We start from the raw sequence: 16667 nt of genomic DNA on the forward strand, positions 1-16667 counted from the left end.
CCGTCGAAGGACGGAGGGCCGGGCTTTCTGGAGCGTCGGGGCTACGGAGGCGGCCGGGAGGGGGAGACCGAGGTGGCCATGAGTGGGGGCGTGCCGACAGGTCTGTCAGTGACCGGTACTACGGTCGCGCCTATGGAAGCGGAACTCGCCAAGCACGTCGACCCCCTGCCCGGACGGGTCGGCCATGTCGCCGGTATCGATTCGCTCACCCTCGACGGGCATCGCTACTACTTCGGATTCGACTACGGCAGCGACATGGTCGTCTCGCCGCTGATCGACGACCCTGACGCGATGGCGGCATTCGCGAGTGAGCACCTGCGGCAGACCACGGGTCGGCACGACAGGGCTTACTGGGCGGACCTCGTCGGCTCGGCGGTCGAGAGCTCCGCGTTGGTCTCGGAGGAGGCGCAGCGGGAGTGGACCACGGAGGGGTTGCGCGTTGACCTGCCGGCCCCTGGGGGTCACCTGCTCTATCTCCTGGGCGCCGCCACCGAGTGGGACGACTGGTTCGCCGAGTCGCCGCCGGCACAACAGGCCTACCGGCGGCTGGGGTTCGAGGAGGAGGATTCGGACTTCGTCGACCACTGCCTGGAGGCCGTCCGGGACCATGGGGTGGCTGCCCGGCCTGACGAGTGGACAGTCATCCGCTTCCACCTCACGGCCGCGGTGCAGCATCTCCCGGGCAACTGGAGGCTGCTGTTCGACCCGCTTGCGGAAGGCGTCGCCAGTTACGAGTGATGTGACGCGTCGCTTCGGAGGGGGTGTCGCGTGCCGACGGACTCCAGCCGGTGCTCGGTCGCTCCGGTGTCCGGCACGGTGCTGACTGCGGCGAGGTTCACGGCGCGACCGGCTGGAGCGTCGTCGTCCACGACCGCGACGAAGGCGGCTACCACGAGCACGCCATGGGCTTCGCCGAGTGGCTCCACCGGCACCTGCTCGGCGAGGTGGTCATCCACCCGGGCGGAACGTACGTCACTCCCGGACCGGTCAAGCCCCAGCACCTTCCGATGAGCCCGAACGACCGCCCCGTCCCCTGGTACGGGCCTGAGCGCGGCGTGTGAGCCGCCGTCTCTCCCGGTGACGGCGGGTCCCCGGACCTGCCGGCGCCGCACGGGCGGCGCACCGTTCTTGACGCCCGGGTCAACGGTTCGGGCCCTTTCTGGGATCTAACAGCCAGGAGGTGCTCATGAGAGAACCGAAGAAGGCGCAGGACGAAGACTTCCAGGTGTTCGTGGTCGCCGTCTGGCCGCGCCTGCTGCGTACGGCCTTTCTACTGACCGGCCAGCAGCAGGCGGGCGAGGACCTCGTCCAGTCGACCCTCGAACGTGCCTACGCGGCATGGGGAAAGGTCCGAAAGGCCAACACTCCGGAGGCGTATGTGCGCCGGATCCTGGTCAACGAGCACGCACGCCGGCTGCGGCGCCGGGTGCCCGAGCAGCTGGTCACCGAGCTGCCGGAGCGGGCCGCGCAGGACGGCTTCGGCGGGCTCGACGAACGCGGCGTGCTGCTGAAGGCACTGGCCGAACTTCCGCCGCGCCAGCGGCAGGCCGTCGTGCTGCGGTACTGGGAGGACCTGAGCGAGAGCCAGGCGGCGGCGGCCATGGACTGCTCCGTGGGCACGGTGAAGAGTCACGCGTCGAAGGGCATCGCGAAGCTGCGGGCCTCCTCGGCACTGACCGGTATGACACAGATCAAGGAGACGGTATGAGCGAGAACAGCCACGCGGGCTCGGCCGGGGACGCGCGGATCGGTGCCGGGCTGACGGAGCTGACAGCGGCGGTGCGGATCGTGCCCGCCCCCCTCGCCGAGATCATCACGGGCGGGAGGCGACTGCGCAGGCGCCGGAACCTGCTGACCGGAGCCGCGGCCCTGACGGTGACCGCGGTGGCGGCGGCCGTGCTGGTGGCTCTGCCGGGCCTCCGGCCGGGCGGTGACGGTTCGGTGGCGCCCGCTGCCGCACCCGTCCTCGGCGGCGCCCTGCCCGGGAGTGCCCCCGCGAGTCCTTCGGCAAGCCCCGGCGCCGCCCGGGACCCGTTCCAGCCGGTCCGCACCCTGGTGGCGGAAGGCACCACCGACGGCAAGCAGTGGCAGGCGTGGGCGGCGCTGTGGCCGCTGTCGACCAGGGAGCAGTCCTTCCAGCAGGCCCAGCTGATCTGGCAGGAACAGCACGCCGCGGGCTCCGACCTGAGCGAACCGACCCCCGATTACGTTGCCCGGTACTGGCAGCCGACCACTGACATCGTCGACCTCTACCTCGTCGTCGACGGCGCCCGCCTGCCCGACGACCGCCTCTCCGACACTCCTGTCCCCGGGACCGCGGAGCCGCTGACCACCGGCCCTGACGGCAGTCTGGCGGGCTGGCTGCTCGGCGGCGGCAGCGACAAGAGCGGAAAGCCCGAGGTCCTCCCGGTCATGATGGGCGCGGTCCGGCCCGATGCCGCCAAGGTGGTCGTGAACTGGTCGAACGGGACCACCTCCGAGCCCCGGCTCGCCCCCGTCGGGGACTCCCCGCTCCGCTGGATCGCGGTGGCCCAGCCGGCCGGTCTGCACGCGACGTCCTTCAAGGTCTTCGCCGCGGACGGCCGGCTCCTGGGCACCAACAAGAGCTGGCTGAACGGGTAGCCGGGCCCGGCGGCGGTACGAGTCCGACGTCCTCGCACCACAGGGCCCGCCGTCCCTTCCGGAGGCCGGCCGCGCCGTACTCCGGGGAGCGCGGCGCGGCCGGTCCGTCCCGCGTCAGCGCAGGGTGTCAGGTGCCGTCAGGGCTGGCGGGAACGTGCCCGTGGGCGGGGCGTCCTTGCCGCAGGCGGCCTTGATCACGAGATTCTGGAACGCCCGGCCCGGCCCCTCCGGGTCGCCCTCACCGTACGGGGTGTGCGAGAGGGCGAACTGCTTGCCGCCGTCCAGCGATCCGAGCAGCACCGTCCCGTACCCCGGGAGCCCGCCGAGGTGCCCCCAGGCCGGCCCGCACGGGAGGTCGAAGCGGATCAGGCCGAGGCCGTAGTCGGCGCCGATGGCGGGGGCCGGCACGGTGGTGGTCATCTCGGCGAGCTGGGCCGGAGGCAGCAGGCGGCCGCCGAGCAGGGCGGCGTGGAAGCGGGTGAGGTCGTTCGTGGAGGAGATGCCGTTGCCCGCCGCGTCGCCGAAGGTCGGGTTGATCCGGGTCATGTCCACCGGACCCTCCGGGAGTTTGGCGTAGCCGTGCGCGTGCGGCCCGGGGATGCCGGTGCCGGAGGTCGGCATGACGGTGTCGTCGAGGTGCAACGGGCGGATGATGCGCTGCTCGACCTCCTTCTGCCAGGTCCGGCCGGTGGTCTTCCCGATCAGCATTCCGAGCAGGACGTAGTTGGTGTTGGAGTAGTGCCAGCCCTGGCCCGGCGCGAAGTACGGCGGGTGCTCGAAGCCCGCCGCCACCAGCTGCCGCGGGCGGTAGTCGGTCCAGCGGCCCTGCGCCAGGTAGGTCCGCAGGCTCGCGTCGTCGTGGTAGAGGAACCGAGGGTCCTCCAGGTAGTCGAACAGGCCGCTGGTGTGGTTGAGCAGTTGGCGCACGGTGATGCCCGCGCCGTTCGGCACCACACCGGGCAGGTGGCGTTCGACCGGATCGTCGAGGCCCACCCGGCCGTCGGCGACCAGCTGGAGTACGACGGTCGAGACGAACGTCTTGGTGACGCTGCCGATCCGGAACCGGCCGTCGGTACCAGCGGGACGACGGTGGCGCCGGCGATGGCGACGGCGGCGAGCCGCAGCCCCAGGCGGCGGCGCGAGGTGGTGGTGGTCATGGTGATTCCCTCCCCCGGAGCCCGGCTGCCGGGCCCCTGGGACCACGTTCGCATCCACGCTTCGCCGATCGCGTCACCCTCGGGGCGGGGCCGGCCGTACACCCCGCGACGGGTGTCGGCCGGCCGTCCGGCGGGGGTGGACGCCACCGGTGGTATGAATCAAATCACTTGACCTGCAAAGGATTTGATGATCGGTCTGGAGTTCTCAGTGGAGCCGGGAGGAGGAGAGGATCGACGCGAGGTGGGCGACCACCATGCCCCAGGTGATCGCGGCGATCGCCGCCACCGCGACCCGGGTCGGGTCCGTGCTGCCGACCGCCGCGTCCGCCACCGCGACCGCCAGCAGCACCAGCGACGCCTCGATGCCGTTGGTCACCCGGTGGATCTTGAGGACGGAGGCCAGCCGTCGCGCCGTCGCGATGCCCTGCGAGCGCGGCTGGGTCGACTCGTCGTCGGCCGGTGCCAGACCGCTGCGGGCGCGTGCCACATCGACCAGGTCCGTCGAGGCCTTCAGCAGCACCACGCCCAGCGCCGCCGCCAGACCGACCGAGACCCACAGCTCCGACCCGCCCCGTGCCGCCCGGACACCCGCCCCGATCATCAGGGCGGCGTCGGCCAGATAGGCGCCCAGCCGGTCGACGTAGACACCCGCCGTACTGAACTGCTTCTTCCAGCGGGCCACCTCGCCGTCGACACAGTCGAACAGCAGGAAGAGCTGGAACAGCACCGCCGCCAGCACCGCTCCCGGCAGCCCGGGGATCAGCAGCGCGGCCCCGGCGCCGACACCGCAGACGACCATGGTCCAGGTCAGCGAGTTCGGCGAGACGGAGGTGCGCACCAGCTGCCTGGTCGTCCGCAGCGAGACCCGGCGCATGTACAGCCGCCCCGCCCAGTGCTCCCCGTTGCGGCTCCCCAGCTTGGCCTGCGGCTGGCAGACCTCCCGCAACTCCGCCAGCGCCGGAGCAGCCACCATGATGATTTCCTCCACCTGTCCGGCCTGCCCTGGGCCCGATCCGGCCCGTCCCGACCTCGGCCCGGCCCCGATCCGGCCGCCGACGACCGACGACCTCGAAACGATCTTCACAGGCTGGGGCGTGTCTGACAATTCGCGGCGGATCAGTGTGCGGCGGTGGGGTGCGTGCACCGCAAGGCGGAGGAGGGAGCCACTGCGGTGGGGGCACCTCCCGGCCGGAGGCTGGGGGAGTGCGTGCCCTGGGGGTACCTCCCGGCCGAAGGCTGGGGGAGCGTCGCACGCCCGGCGGGAATTGTCAGACACGCCCCTGGACCGCGACGGCGACCGGGCGCGAAGCGGGCCAGGACCGGGCGGGGTGGTCCGGCCCGCTTCGCGCCCGTGGGGTGCGGCCGTCCGGCGGCGTGGGCCGTCAGACCAGGGCCACCCCCGGGACCGGGGCGCCGCGGTGCAGCCAGGCGCGTTCGGCGGCGGACCAGGTGGTCGTGGTCAGCAGGTAGATCGCGGCGGCCAGCGGCACCAGCGAGGCGAACAGCACCGTGCCGAAGGACAGGTACGGCAGGAAGGCCGCCCCCGGTTGCGGGGTGGGCTGCGCCGCCGCGGCCCGCCGGGCCCGCCGGAAGCCGACGTACGCCACCGCCGCCAGACCCGCGTACAGCACGCCGAAGACCGCCAGCTGCGCCGGGCCCGTCGCGCCGTGCACGTGCAGGCCGAGCGGGACGCCGAAGAGGGTGTGGCCGAGCAGGTCGTTCGGGGTGGTGAAGAGGCGGTACATCACCGAGAAGAACGGGAGCTGCACCAGCATCGGCAGGCACCCGGCGAACGGCGAGGCCTTCTCCTTCCTGTACAGCTCGGCCAGCGCGGCCTGGAGCTTCTCCGGCTTGCCCTTGTGCTTGCGGTTCAGCTCGGCGACCTGCGGGGCGAGCCGTGCCCTGGCCTTCTCGCCGCGCGCCGCCGCCCGGGCGAGCGGATGCAGGGCCAGGCGGACGCAGACGGTGAACAGGACGATCGCCAGCGCCGTCGGCAGCAGACCGGCGAGTGCGGAGACGACATCGTGGGCCAGGCCGACGGCCGGGTCGAAAAGCGCGAAAACAGACATGACGGGGTGAGCCCTCCGGGGTCTCAAAGCATGAGTGCATGAGTGATCGGCGGAGGACGGCCGCGCAACGGCGGTGGGAAGACGAGGGGTTACGCGGCCGCCGGGGCCGCCCCCGGTGCCCTGGGGCGTCGCCTGCCCCGGGCGTCCGGATCGCGCTGCGGAAGGAAGGCGGTCCGGAACGCGCGTCGGCGCAGCGTCCCGTCCCGTACGGCGGCCGGCGCCCGCGCGCCCAGCAGCCGGGCGGCGGCCAGCGTGCCCGCGGCCGCCCCGGCCAGCAGCACCACGGCCGCGGCGGCGGCCACCGAGGTCAGCGTGCCGCCTTCGGTGAGCAGCTCGCCGGTCAGCACCCGGAGCAGCCCGAGGAGCACCGCGACCACGGACATGGGTGCTCCTCCTCGTTTCTCCGGCGCCGGTGTGCCTCGACCGGTGTGCTCCGACCGGCGGGTGTCAGACGTTGACGACGATCGTACGGCCTGCCGGGTTCCCGGGCACAGGGCCCGGAGCGGGAGGGCGTGCGAGGGCGTGCGAGGCCGTCGCGCGCGCCGTAGCCAGGGGCGCTACACGGGGCTACCGTGGACAGATGAAGGTGATTACCCAGCGGGAGTTCCGGAACAACTCCGCCGCGGTGATGGACGCCGTCGAGGCGGGGGAGACCTTCCACATCACCAGGAACGGGGTCGAGGTCGCCGAGCTGCGGCCGGTGCAGGGGCGGCGACGGCTCACGGCGGAGGAGCTGGTGGCGCGGCACGTGAAGCTGCCGCGGGTCGACTACCAGCAGATGCGCAAGGAGGCCGAGGAGTACTTCGGGCCCGAGGAACTGGTCGGGGACGAGGGCGACGACCCCTTCGAGCGGCCGCGTGGCTGAGCGGCGCAGGGCGCCCCGGCGGCGGCCGGCCGGGGTGCTGGACACCTGCGTCTACATCGACCTGGCGCTGCTCAACCCGGCGGAGCTGCCGGCCGTCCCCGAACTGACCGCGATCACCTTCGCCGAACTGCAGCAGGGCGTCTCGATGGCGCGGGACGCGGTCAGCCGGGCGGCACGGCTGGAGGTGCTGGGGGCGGCGATGGCCGACTTCGACCCGCTGCCGTTCGACGCGGCCGCCGCCGCCCGCTACGGGACCCTCGTCACCCTGACCATCGCCGCCGGGCGGCAGCCGCGCCCGCGCCGGATCGATCTGATGATCGCCGCGGTGGCCTCGGCCCATGGGCTGCCGCTGTACACCCGCAACGTGGCGGACTTCCGGGGGCTCGGCTCGGCGGTCGAGATCATCGGCGTTTAGGCGGGGTGGCTGCCAGGGTGCTGGAGATCGGCGGCTACAGCACCACCCCGGGTGCCCCGGCGCAGTCGTGGTGGAAGAACGGCGGCGACAATCAGCGCTGGGTGGCGCGGGCCGCCTGACCCGTTTTGTTGGTGCGGGCTTTCTGCCCGCCGAGGTTCTTCTCGGCGGGCAGAACGTTTCCGCTCGTGGCTGGTCCGTTCAGTGGGGCGGTCCAACCGGTCGGTCCAACCGGTCGGTCCGGCCGGTCAGTCGAGCCGGACGGTCGTCCCCGTGGCGGCCGCGGCGCGGGCCGCCTCCAGCACGGCGAGGGTGGCGACGGCGTCGTGCGGGTCGACCGGGGGCGGGGTACCGGGGGAGGCCAGGGCGGCGGCGATGCCCGCGTAGAAGGCCGGGTAGTCGCCCGGGTCGGTGGGGATCGAGGCGGCCGACTCGTCGGTGCCGAGGGTGCCGTAGTGGGCAGGCTGGTCGGTGCCCCAGGGATGGGTGCCGTCCGGCCGGCGGCCGGCGCGGAGCTCGGCCTCCTGCGGGTCCATACCGGACTTGACGTACCCGGCGGAGTCGCCGAGCACCCGCAGACGGGGGCCGACGAGCGGCGTGATGGCGCTGGTCCACAGGTGGGAGCGGGTGCCGGAGGCGTGGGTGAGGGCGAGGAAGGCGTCGTCGTCGACCACCGCGCCGTCCCGGCGGACGTCGATCTCGGCGTACACCGTCTCGACCGGCCCGAACAGGGTGAGCGCCTGGTCGACCAGGTGGCTGCCCAGGTCGTACAGGGTGCCGCCGACCTCGGCCGGGTCGGCCAGCTCCCGCCAGCCGGGCTTGGGCTTGGGCCGGAACCGCTCGAAGCGCGACTCGAAGCGGTGCACCCGGCCGAGCGCGCCCTCGCGGACCAGCCGCTGGGCGGTGAGGAAGTCGCCGTCCCAGCGCCGGTTCTGGAAGACGGAGAGCAGGGTGCCCTGCGACTCGGCCAGTCGGCACAGCTCCAGCGCGTCGGTGGCGGTGGCGGCCAGCGGCTTGTCGACCACGGTGGCCAGCCCGGCGTGCAGCGCGGCCCGGGCCAGCGGGGCGTGGGTGCGGTTCGGGGAGGCGATGACGACCAGGTCGAGCGCGTCCGGATCGGCGAGCAGCTGCTCGGGGGTGTCGACGGCCCGGGCGTCGGGGTGCTCCCGGTGCAGTCGGGCACGGCGGTCGGGGTTGGCGGTGACCACCGCGTCCAGCCGAAGCCCGGGAGTGCTGGCGATCAGCGGGGCGTGGAAGGCGGAGCCGGCCAGGCCGTAACCGATCAGGCCGACGCGGAACGGGCCGGAGGGACCGGACAGGCTGGACGGACGCAGCGGGGGGCGCGACGTGGGGCTCATGCGCTCCACTCAATCACGGGGCGCCCGGTCGGCCCCGGTTTCGGGGCGTTCCCGGCGACGCCTTCGGCGGGGCCGGTGCTCAGCGGGCCCGGGCGTCCCGGCCGCGGCGCTGGCGGTGGATGACGGCGATGGTGGCGCCGGTGAGCAGGACGGCGGAGCCGACCGAGGCGAGGATGCCGAGGGAACGGTCGGCACCGGTCCGGGCGAGGTTCGCGGAGGCGGCGGCCGGGGTGCCGGCCGAGGCGGCCACGGGGGCGGATCGCGCGGCGACCGTGCCGCCGACGGCGAGGGCGACGGCGAGGCCGGTGGCGGCGATCGGGCGGACGACGGCGGGGAGGAGACGGCGCACGGGCATGGCCGGAGGACTCCTTGGCGGGAGCGGGGTGAGGGTGGTGCCGCTCACGCTAGCCGGGCGGGGTCGAGGCGCTGAGGGGCGATCAGTGGGATTAGGGGTGGCTTAAGGCTTCCTTGAGGTGCGGGGTCGTCGGGGTGAGAGCGCCCGGGGCGGGCCGGTCAGGGTGGACGGCCGGCGGTGGACGCGTATTCCGGTGGGCGGGACCGGCTGCCGTCGAGCAGGTGTGCGGATTAGGCTGTGCCCCGTTGGGGCAGCCAGCAATACCCCCGGCGGTCCGGTGTCCCGAGGAGGGTCCGGCCGGTGGGAGGCGCAGCGGTGACGGCGGTGCGCCGCGGTTTTCGTACGACCAACGCAAGACGTTGCAAGACTTCGGGAGACACGCACGTGGCAGACCGCAAGCCCATCGAGTCCTGGCTGACCGACATGGACGGGGTCCTCATCCACGAGGGCACGCCGATCCCCGGCGCGGAGGAGTTCCTGCGTCGGCTGCGGGAGTCCGGCAAGCCGTTCCTGGTGCTGACCAACAACTCCATCTACACCCCGCGCGACCTCAGCGCCCGCCTGGCCGGAATGGGTCTGGAGGTGCCGGAGGAGTGCATCTGGACCTCGGCCCTGGCCACCGCGAAGTTCCTCAAGGGCCAGCGCCCGGGCGGCACCGCATACGTGATCGGCGAGGCGGGGCTCACCACCGCGCTGTACCAGGCCGGCTACGTGCTGACCGACAACAACCCGGACTACGTCGTCCTCGGCGAGACCCGCACCTACAGCTTCGAGGCGCTCACCAAGGCGATCCGCCTGATCAACCAGGGGGCTCGTTTCATCTGCACCAACCCGGACGAGACCGGTCCGTCCACCGAGGGCGTGCTGCCGGCCACCGGTTCGGTCGCGGCGCTGATCACCAAGGCGACGGGCGTCGAGCCGTACTTCGTCGGCAAGCCCAACCCGCTGATGATGCGCGAGGCGCTGAACACCGCCGGCGCCCACTCGGAGACCGCCGTGATGATCGGCGACCGGATGGACACCGACATCGTGGCGGGCATGGAGGCCGGTATGGAGACCATCCTGGTGCTCACCGGCCTCACCGCGGCCGCCGACGTGGAGCGCTTCCCGTACCGGCCGACCCGGGTGGTCAACTCGATCGCGGACCTGGTCGAGCTGGTCTAGCGGTTGCATTGCTGTACCGCTGTACCGCTGTACCGCTGTACCGCTGCACCGCTGCACCGGGCCCTGCCCTGGCCGACGGCCGGGGTGGGGCCCGTTTCGCGTGCCCGGTGGGGTTCACCGAGGAGGGCGGACGAGTGCGGCGGGGTCACGTGGGGGTCGCGGCTGCTGCGGGTGCGGTGGCCCGGACGGATGTGGCTCCGGCGGAGTGGAGTGTCAGTCGGGCTGTGTAGCGTTCGGGGTGGAAGAGGGCGTGCGGCGCAAGGGCCGCGGCGCGTCCGAGGTCGGGGCGGTGCCGCGGTGAGCGGCCGTCCGGTGGGAGGTTGATGTCGTGACGGACACGGTCGAGGCAGGCGTGGTCGAGGCGGACGCGGTCGAGGCGGGATCGGGGGCCGGGCTGGAGCTGCCCGAGTCCTGGCGCGAGGTGCTGGGCGCCGAGGCGGAGAAGCCGTACTTCGCCGAGCTGGCGGCCTTCGTGGCGGCCGAGCGCGCGCAGCACCAGGTCTTCCCGCCGAGCGGGCAGGAGTTCTCCGCGCTGGAGGCCACGCCGTACGAGAAGGTCCGGGTGCTCGTCCTCGGCCAGGACCCGTACCACGACGACGGCCAGGCCCACGGCATGAGCTTCTCCGTGCTGCCCGGCACCAAGACGCCGCCGTCGCTGCGCAACATCTTCAAGGAACTGGACGCCGACCTCGGCATCCCGGCCCCGGACAACGGCTACCTGATGCACTGGGCCGAGCAGGGTGTGCTGCTGCTCAACGCGGTGCTCACGGTGCGCGCGCACGAGGCCAACTCGCACAAGGCCAAGGGCTGGGAGAAGTTCACCGACGCGGTGATCAAGGCGGTGAGCGCGCGCGAGGAGCCGGTGGTCTTCGTGCTCTGGGGCAACTACGCCAAGAAGAAGCTGCCGCTGATCGACACCGAGAAGCACGTCGTGGTCCAGGGCGCGCACCCGTCGCCGCTCTCCGCCAAGCTGTTCTTCGGCAGCCGCCCGTTCTCGCAGATCAACGAGGCGCTGTCGGGCTTCGGCGTCGACCCGCTCGACTGGCGGATCCCGAACCTGAAGCAGGGCTGACGCCGCTGGTCAGCTGACTCCTCGTCCGCCCGCCGCCGTCACCGGCAGTTCACCGGCCACGGCTGTCGGCCGGTGCCCGGTGTGCGAAGCTGGGGGCCGACCAGGTCGCCGGACCAGGTCTGGGGAGGGGCGGTACGTGCGCCGGGTAGGGCGAGGAGCGGGGTTCCGGTTGGCCGCGGGGGCGGCGCTGCTGGGGCTGATGGCGGGCACCGCGGGTTGCACCGACGGGAGTTCGGGCGTGGCGGGCAGGGCCGGTGGCGCGAGCGGGGGAACGAACGGCCGTACGCAGGGGGCGCCCGTGCCGGCGGCCACGGGTGCCGATACGGGCGGGGCCGGTGCCGGGCTCGCCCAGCTCCCCGGCCAGACCTTCTACGTCTCCGACCAGACCTCCGCCGCCCAACAGCTCGTCGCCCTGCGCGGCCAGGGCCGGACGGCGGAGGCCGACGCCCTGCTGAAGATCGCCGCCCAGCCCTCGTCCCAGTGGCTCGGCGACGAGGCGGCCGGCGGCATCGCCGAGAACGTGAGCCGGCGGGCCGCCGCGGCGGACCGCACCCCGGTCTTCGTCGCGTACAACATCCCGCACCGCGACTGCGGCCTCTACTCGGCCGGCGGCGCGGCCGACGCCGCGGCCTACCGGGCCTGGATCACCGGACTGGCGGAGGCGCTGGGCGACCGCAAGGCGTGGGTCGTGCTGGAGCCGGACGCCATCGCGCACACCCTGGACACCTGCGGCGGCGGGGCCAGGAGCGAGGTCTCCGCCGAGCGGTACGGACTGCTGGCCTTCGCCGTCCAGGAGCTGAAGAAGCGCCCGCAGGTCCGGGTCTATCTGGACGCGGGCAACCCCGGCTGGGCGCAGGACCCTTCGGCGATGGCCGAGGCGCTGCGCAAGTCCGGTATCGGCGTGGCGGACGGTTTCGCCGTCAACGTCTCCAACTTCTACGACACCGGCCGGAACGTGGCGTACGGCGGCGGACTCTCCGCGGCGCTCGGCGGCAAGCCCTTCGTCATCGACACCAGCCGCAACGGCAACGGCCCGCTGAGCGGCGAGGCCTGGTGCAATCCGCCCGGCCGCGCGCTCGGCGAGCCGCCCACGAACAACACCGGCAGGCCCGGCGTCGACGCCTATCTCTGGATCAAGAACCCCGGGGAGTCGGACGGCGAGTGCGGGCGCGGCGAGCCCCGGGCGGGCGAGTTCTGGCTGCCGTACGCGCTGGGGCTGGCGCGGGCGTCGGCCTGAGGCCGGGCAGTCGGGGGCTGTTGGGGTCGTGGTTCGTCGGGGCCGACCGGTGGTTCAGGCCGTCACCTGGATCCAGCGCGCGACCGACGGCGTCCCGGCGCCGTCCGTCACGAACAGCATGTACCAGCCGGGCGGCAGCAGGTTGGGGTTGGCGGGCAGGGTGAGCGAGACGCCGGCGGCCGATCGCCCGGTGATGTCCAGTGCCACCGAGCGCTGCTCGACATCGGTCGCGTGGGTGACCGAACTCGGCCGGATCAGCTTGGCGGTGGCGACGCCGTTCGGTGCCGCGGTGTTCACCGTGACGGTGTCGCCGAGCTTCGCGGTGGCCGGGGCGGCGGTCAGCTGCGGGCGCTCGCCGTGGAACAGGTACGGCGGGGTGTAGATCTCGATGCGCTGCTCGAAGGTCCCCGGCACGGTGTCGGCCTTGTCCGCGAAGAGCGGGTCGGAACCGAGGACGACCACCCGGCCGTCGGGCAGCAGCAGCGCCTCCGAGTGGTAGTTCCGTCCGACCGTGGGCTCGGCGGCGGTGGTGAACCGGTTGGTGTCCGGGTGGTAGACCTGCGCCTTGAGCAGGTCGCTGTGGTGCTTGCCCCGGTAGTCGCTGGAACCGCCGGTGGTGAACACGGTGTCGTCCGGCAGGATCACGCTGTTCAGGTAGCGGGTGCCGCCCGCCGGCAGGTCCGGGCCCGGGGTGAAGGCCGGCTTCGCGGCGGTGAGGTCGGCGATGTCCGTGCGGGCGGTGGAGAGCGGTGACTCGCCGACGCCCCCGCCGCCGAGCACCATCACCTTCTGCGCCTGCGCGGGCGGCAGCAGCACCGAGGAGGAGGTCTCGGTGAGGCTGGGATCCCGCAGCCCTGGGACCGGCTGGAAGCTGTTGTCCTTCAGGTCCCACAGCCCGGGCACGCGGCCCTTGTCCGCCGGGCCGTAGCCCGCGTTGGAACCGGAGTAGAAGAGCTTGCCGGAGGCGGTGAGGAAGATCGACGGGTACGTCGGAAAGTAGCGGTCCGGCGCCTTGGACCAGGTCTTGGCGGCCGGGTCGTAGATCTCGTTGTCGTTGCCGCTGAGGATCTGCCCGGTGTCGTCCAGCCCCGAGACGGTCACCACCCGGCCGTCGCCCAGCCCGGTGAGCGTCGGGTACCACCGCGCGTACGCCATGTCGGTGACCTGCTCGTACATCTCGGTGTCCGGGTTGAACTCGAAGGCGGAGCGGATGCCCTGGAAGTCCTGCTTCTCCAGCGTCATGCGGTCGCTCATGCCGTAGAGGTTCCGCGCCTCGGCACCGCTCAGGCCCTTGATGGTGTACTGGGCGGGGGAGTTGTCGACGTACGCCGCGCCCTGCGCCACCGCCTCCACGAACACGTGCTGTTCGCCGGCCTTGACGACGGTCCGGTCACCGGCGCCGGTCTTCACCGCCGCCGGGACGGTCACCTCGGCGGTGGACACGTACTCGCGCCCGTTCGGGCCCGTGAACACGGTGCCCTTGGGGAACGTCCGGGCGGCGTCCGGGTTCTCGTTGCGCACCCGCATGGTGCCGGCCGCCTTCTTCACCGTGCCGTCCAGTGCCTCGTAGCGCAGCGTGCCGCCGGCCACCAGAAGCCGGCCGTCGGGCAGCGCGGTGTGGCCGCCGCAGAACATGTCGGCCGGGGTCGGGACCGACTTGTAGGTGTTCTTGACCGGGTCCCAGAGCAGGCTCTTGAAGGTGCCCGCATCGAAGTTGCGCTGGTTGTTGCCGGAACCGGCGATGATCAGGATCTTGCCGGTGCGCAGCAGGGAGGCATGGATGGCGTTGATCCGGAACTCGGCGGGCAGGATGACGGTCTGCCAGTGGCCGTACTCCGCCTTGTAGCCGGGCTGGCTGATCACGTACTGGTGGTACTGCTCGTTGGCGAAGCCGAGCACGGCCGGCGCGTTCATCCCGGCCACGGTCAGGGCTACCGTGCTGCCGAGGGCGAAGCGCTTGGTGCGGCCGGTGTTGCGGATCTTCACGGTGGTTCGTCCTCTCGTGGTGCGTCCCCTCGTGGTGCGGGCTCAGTGGGTGGTGGTCCGTGCGGTGGGCGCGGTGTCGCTGGTGCGGCCGGTGCTGGCGGTGTCGGTGGTGCTGGTGCGGCAGGTGGGGCCGGTCGCGGGGGTGGTGCTGGTGCTTGTGCCGGCGCTGGTGACCGAGAGGGTGGACGTCGGCCTGGCCCGGCGTCGGCGGATCGCGTCGGCGGCCAGGACGAGCATCGGCAGCAGGCTGAGGAACAGCGCGATGCAGGCCCAGGTGCGCATCGCGATGTGGTCGTGGCCGGTGAAGAAGGAGGCGGTGACCGCGCCGCCGAACACCAGGACCCAGAACAGGTGGATGCGAAAGGTGGCCACCCGGTCGCGGCTGGTCGAGCCGCCCTTCGGAGTCACCACGAAACGGCTGCGGAGGCGAAACACCGCTTGGAGAAACGATGCTGCATAGATCGGCCCGCTCACCGCCGACATCACCATGCCCGCCACCCCGGACGACCCGGCCGGCTCGTGCGGGCTCACGTTGTGCTTGCGGTTCCAGGTGTAGAGCAGCACCTGGAGGGCGGCCGCGTCGCTGTACAGCATCATCCAGATCTCGGACGACACATGGACGCCCGAGGCCCCGAAGCCCAGGTAGAGCACGCTGGACACGCCGCCGAGCAGCCAGGTCAGCGCCGCCATCGGGTAGAAGCAGACCATCAGCGTGTAGTTGAGCAGCCGACCGGGCGACAGCCCCCAGACGGCGCGCCAGTACTGGGTGAGGAGCGTCTCGTAGGTGCCCCGGCTCCAGCGGAGCTGCTGGGAGAAGAAGTCCGTCCAGGAGGACGGCCCCTCGCCGACCGCCAGCACGTCCGGGGTGTAGACGGACTTCCAGCGCTCGCCGGTGGCCGGGTTGCGGCGGCGGTGGAACTCCAGGCCGGTCGCCATGTCCTCGGTGATCGAGTCGTACAGACCGCCGATCGACTGCAGGGCGCTGATCCGGACGGCGTTGTTGGTGCCGACGAACATCGGTGCGCCGTAACGGTTCCCCGCGCGCTGGATCAGCGCGTGGAAGAGGAACTGCTGGCTCTCCGAGAACTTGGTGACCGCCGAACCCGAGCTGCGGTAGTTGCCGTACACCTGCGGGCCGACGACGAAGGCCACGTCCGGGTCGCGGAAGTAACCGAGCATCCGCTCGCAGAACTCGGGCAGCGGGACGTGGTCGGTGTCGACCGCGACCCAGAAGTCGTAGCCGCCGCCGTAGGCCTGGAGCCAGCTGTTGTAGTTGCCGTGCTTGGTCTTGGCGCGAAACCTGCCCTTGCGCTGGTTCCAGCCCGCCACCCCGTGCCGGCTGAAGTGCCGTACGCCCAGCTCCGCGCAGAGTGCGCGCATGGCAGGATCGTTTCCCTCGTCGAGCAGCCAGACGTCGTACGGGCCGTTGTGCCGGACGGCGAGCGCGGCGGTGAGCGTGGTGCGCACCATCTCCGGCGGTTCCTTGCCCGGCACACAGGTGGTGATGAACGCGACCCGGCTGCCGGCCTCGGGCGTGACCGGCACCGGGTCGCGGGCGGCCAGGGTGGCGTGGGTGTTGGAGACGACGTTGACCAGCCGGAACATTTCGACGACCGCGATGATTCCGATCATCACCTTGTCGCCGATCAGTAACCAGGAGTGGGTCTCGCCCGGCCGGACCGGCCAGTGCCCGGGCAGCAGCAGCCAGACGAGCAGCACGGCCTCGACCACCGGGGCGGCCAGCAGGAGCAGCGCCGCCCGGATCCGGTGCGGCTCGCGCCTCAACAAGCTGCGGTACTGGACGCGGTAGGGGGGTTGTGGGGCGGCCTCGGTGGCGGTGCGGGGGTGGGCGTAGACGGAGGCGCAGTCGTAGGCGTGGGCGTGGGTGTCGGGGTGCGTGCCAGGGTGGGTGTCGGGGTGGTCTTCCGGAGCGACGGGCGGGCCGGCGAGGCGGCTGAAGTGCGCGTAGTCGTACGGGGCTTCGGGGACGGGTATGGAGATCAGCTCGTCGTCGACGGCGGCCGCGCCAATGGTGGAAGCGGCCGAGGACTCGGGGCCCGACTGCCGTGAGAACAGCTTGATCATGTGTGGCTCCCCCCGTGGCCGGTCGTGCGGACCGGCCCGTTCGTGCGTGTTCCGACCGGGGGTGGGCGATCCGTAGTCCCGTTGCTGCGACCGTACTTGGGCCGCGCTCGCGACTGACCGCTCCCCCCGGAGCCTTGCTTTCGAAGCAGAACACCGCCGGACAGTCGTGGTGCGTCCAGGCGGTGTCCGGGCCGTCAATCACTAAAACGTGTACGACCGATTTTGACATGTGGCTGCTTGGCTGCTTCGAATGCGGGATAACCGATCCGCCCCGGACTCCCCTCC

The 16667-nt window shown here is 72.2% G+C and carries 18 protein-coding genes; 10 read left to right on the forward strand and 8 right to left on the reverse strand.

Features of this window, described 5'->3' with window-relative positions; all coding sequences use genetic code 11:
* Nucleotides 1-132: 132 nt before the first annotated feature.
* From AB0P06_RS10720 to AB0P06_RS10735, 4 genes are all read left to right on the forward strand, one after another.
* Nucleotides 133-738, forward strand: a complete 606-nt coding sequence (locus AB0P06_RS10720; RefSeq protein WP_363606692.1) for a hypothetical protein — start codon at nucleotides 133-135, stop codon at nucleotides 736-738.
* A gap of 23 nt (nucleotides 739-761) precedes the next feature.
* On the forward strand, nucleotides 762-1061 hold the full coding sequence (locus AB0P06_RS10725) for a hypothetical protein (protein ID WP_363606694.1): 300 nt from the start codon (nucleotides 762-764) through the stop codon (nucleotides 1059-1061).
* 125 nt (nucleotides 1062-1186) lie between these two features.
* Complete coding sequence (locus tag AB0P06_RS10730; RefSeq protein WP_363606696.1) at nucleotides 1187-1708, forward strand: SigE family RNA polymerase sigma factor; 522 nt, start codon at nucleotides 1187-1189, stop codon at nucleotides 1706-1708.
* Nucleotides 1705-2622, forward strand: a complete 918-nt coding sequence (locus tag AB0P06_RS10735) for a hypothetical protein (RefSeq protein WP_363606698.1) — start codon at nucleotides 1705-1707, stop codon at nucleotides 2620-2622. The genes AB0P06_RS10730 and AB0P06_RS10735 overlap by 4 nt, the downstream gene beginning before the upstream one ends.
* Before the next feature lie 114 nt (nucleotides 2623-2736).
* Here the strand turns inward: AB0P06_RS10735 and AB0P06_RS10740 are convergent, their stop codons facing one another.
* On the reverse strand, nucleotides 2737-3678 hold the full coding sequence (locus AB0P06_RS10740; protein WP_363606794.1) for a serine hydrolase domain-containing protein: 942 nt from the start codon (nucleotides 3676-3678) through the stop codon (nucleotides 2737-2739).
* Between AB0P06_RS10740 and AB0P06_RS10745 the strand changes: the two genes are divergently transcribed.
* Nucleotides 3586-3951, forward strand: a complete 366-nt coding sequence (locus AB0P06_RS10745; RefSeq protein WP_363606811.1) for a hypothetical protein — start codon at nucleotides 3586-3588, stop codon at nucleotides 3949-3951. The genes AB0P06_RS10740 and AB0P06_RS10745 overlap by 93 nt on opposite strands.
* Nucleotides 3952-3984: 33 nt before the next feature.
* Here the strand turns inward: AB0P06_RS10745 and AB0P06_RS10750 are convergent, their stop codons facing one another.
* The 3 genes from AB0P06_RS10750 to AB0P06_RS10760 all read right to left on the reverse strand — a co-directional run bounded on the left by AB0P06_RS10750 (nucleotide 3985) and on the right by AB0P06_RS10760 (nucleotide 6231).
* On the reverse strand, nucleotides 3985-4752 hold the full coding sequence (locus AB0P06_RS10750; RefSeq protein WP_363606699.1) for a CDP-alcohol phosphatidyltransferase family protein: 768 nt from the start codon (nucleotides 4750-4752) through the stop codon (nucleotides 3985-3987).
* A 409-nt stretch (nucleotides 4753-5161) separates the two neighbouring features.
* On the reverse strand, nucleotides 5162-5848 hold the full coding sequence (locus tag AB0P06_RS10755) for a YidC/Oxa1 family membrane protein insertase (RefSeq protein WP_363606701.1): 687 nt from the start codon (nucleotides 5846-5848) through the stop codon (nucleotides 5162-5164).
* An 89-nt stretch (nucleotides 5849-5937) separates the two neighbouring features.
* A complete protein-coding gene (locus AB0P06_RS10760) occupies nucleotides 5938-6231 on the reverse strand; it encodes a DUF6412 domain-containing protein (protein WP_363606702.1) in 294 nt (97 codons plus the stop codon).
* 197 nt (nucleotides 6232-6428) lie between these two features.
* Between AB0P06_RS10760 and AB0P06_RS10765 the strand changes: the two genes are divergently transcribed.
* A complete protein-coding gene (locus AB0P06_RS10765; RefSeq protein WP_363606703.1) occupies nucleotides 6429-6713 on the forward strand; it encodes a type II toxin-antitoxin system prevent-host-death family antitoxin in 285 nt (94 codons plus the stop codon).
* On the forward strand, nucleotides 6706-7128 hold the full coding sequence (locus AB0P06_RS10770; protein WP_363606704.1) for a type II toxin-antitoxin system VapC family toxin: 423 nt from the start codon (nucleotides 6706-6708) through the stop codon (nucleotides 7126-7128). Before AB0P06_RS10765 ends, AB0P06_RS10770 begins: the two co-directional genes overlap by 8 nt.
* 245 nt (nucleotides 7129-7373) lie before the next feature.
* Here AB0P06_RS10770 and AB0P06_RS10775 read toward each other — a convergent pair whose 3' ends face one another.
* Nucleotides 7374-8483 carry a Gfo/Idh/MocA family oxidoreductase gene (locus AB0P06_RS10775; RefSeq protein ID WP_363606705.1) on the reverse strand — a complete coding sequence of 370 codons (1110 nt, stop codon included), beginning with the start codon at nucleotides 8481-8483 and terminating at the stop codon, nucleotides 7374-7376.
* Nucleotides 8484-8562: 79 nt separating this feature from the next.
* Complete coding sequence (locus tag AB0P06_RS10780) at nucleotides 8563-8838, reverse strand: hypothetical protein (RefSeq protein WP_363606706.1); 276 nt, start codon at nucleotides 8836-8838, stop codon at nucleotides 8563-8565.
* A gap of 384 nt (nucleotides 8839-9222) precedes the next feature.
* On the opposite strand from AB0P06_RS10780, the gene AB0P06_RS10785 reads away from it, so the two are divergent.
* The 3 genes from AB0P06_RS10785 to AB0P06_RS10795 all read left to right on the forward strand — a co-directional run bounded on the left by AB0P06_RS10785 (nucleotide 9223) and on the right by AB0P06_RS10795 (nucleotide 12311).
* Nucleotides 9223-10002, forward strand: coding sequence for an HAD-IIA family hydrolase (locus AB0P06_RS10785; RefSeq protein ID WP_363606708.1), 780 nt, complete (start codon nucleotides 9223-9225; stop codon nucleotides 10000-10002).
* A gap of 394 nt (nucleotides 10003-10396) precedes the next feature.
* Nucleotides 10397-11074, forward strand: a complete 678-nt coding sequence (locus tag AB0P06_RS10790; protein WP_363606795.1) for a uracil-DNA glycosylase — start codon at nucleotides 10397-10399, stop codon at nucleotides 11072-11074.
* Nucleotides 11075-11372: 298 nt separating this feature from the next.
* Nucleotides 11373-12311 (forward strand): glycoside hydrolase family 6 protein, encoded by a 939-nt coding sequence (locus tag AB0P06_RS10795; protein WP_363606710.1) that lies wholly within the window; start codon nucleotides 11373-11375, stop codon nucleotides 12309-12311.
* A gap of 54 nt (nucleotides 12312-12365) precedes the next feature.
* On the opposite strand, the gene AB0P06_RS10800 is transcribed toward AB0P06_RS10795, so the two are convergent.
* A complete protein-coding gene (locus tag AB0P06_RS10800) occupies nucleotides 12366-14297 on the reverse strand; it encodes a galactose oxidase-like domain-containing protein (protein WP_363606711.1) in 1932 nt (643 codons plus the stop codon).
* 42 nt (nucleotides 14298-14339) lie between these two features.
* Entirely contained in the window at nucleotides 14340-16382 is a 2043-nt protein-coding gene (locus tag AB0P06_RS10805; protein WP_363606712.1) for a glycosyltransferase family 2 protein, read from the reverse strand.
* Nucleotides 16383-16667: the final 285 nt, after the last annotated feature.

This window comes from Kitasatospora sp. NPDC088351, from assembly GCF_040685575.1.
Taxonomy (GTDB): Bacteria; Actinomycetota; Actinomycetes; order Streptomycetales; family Streptomycetaceae; genus Kitasatospora.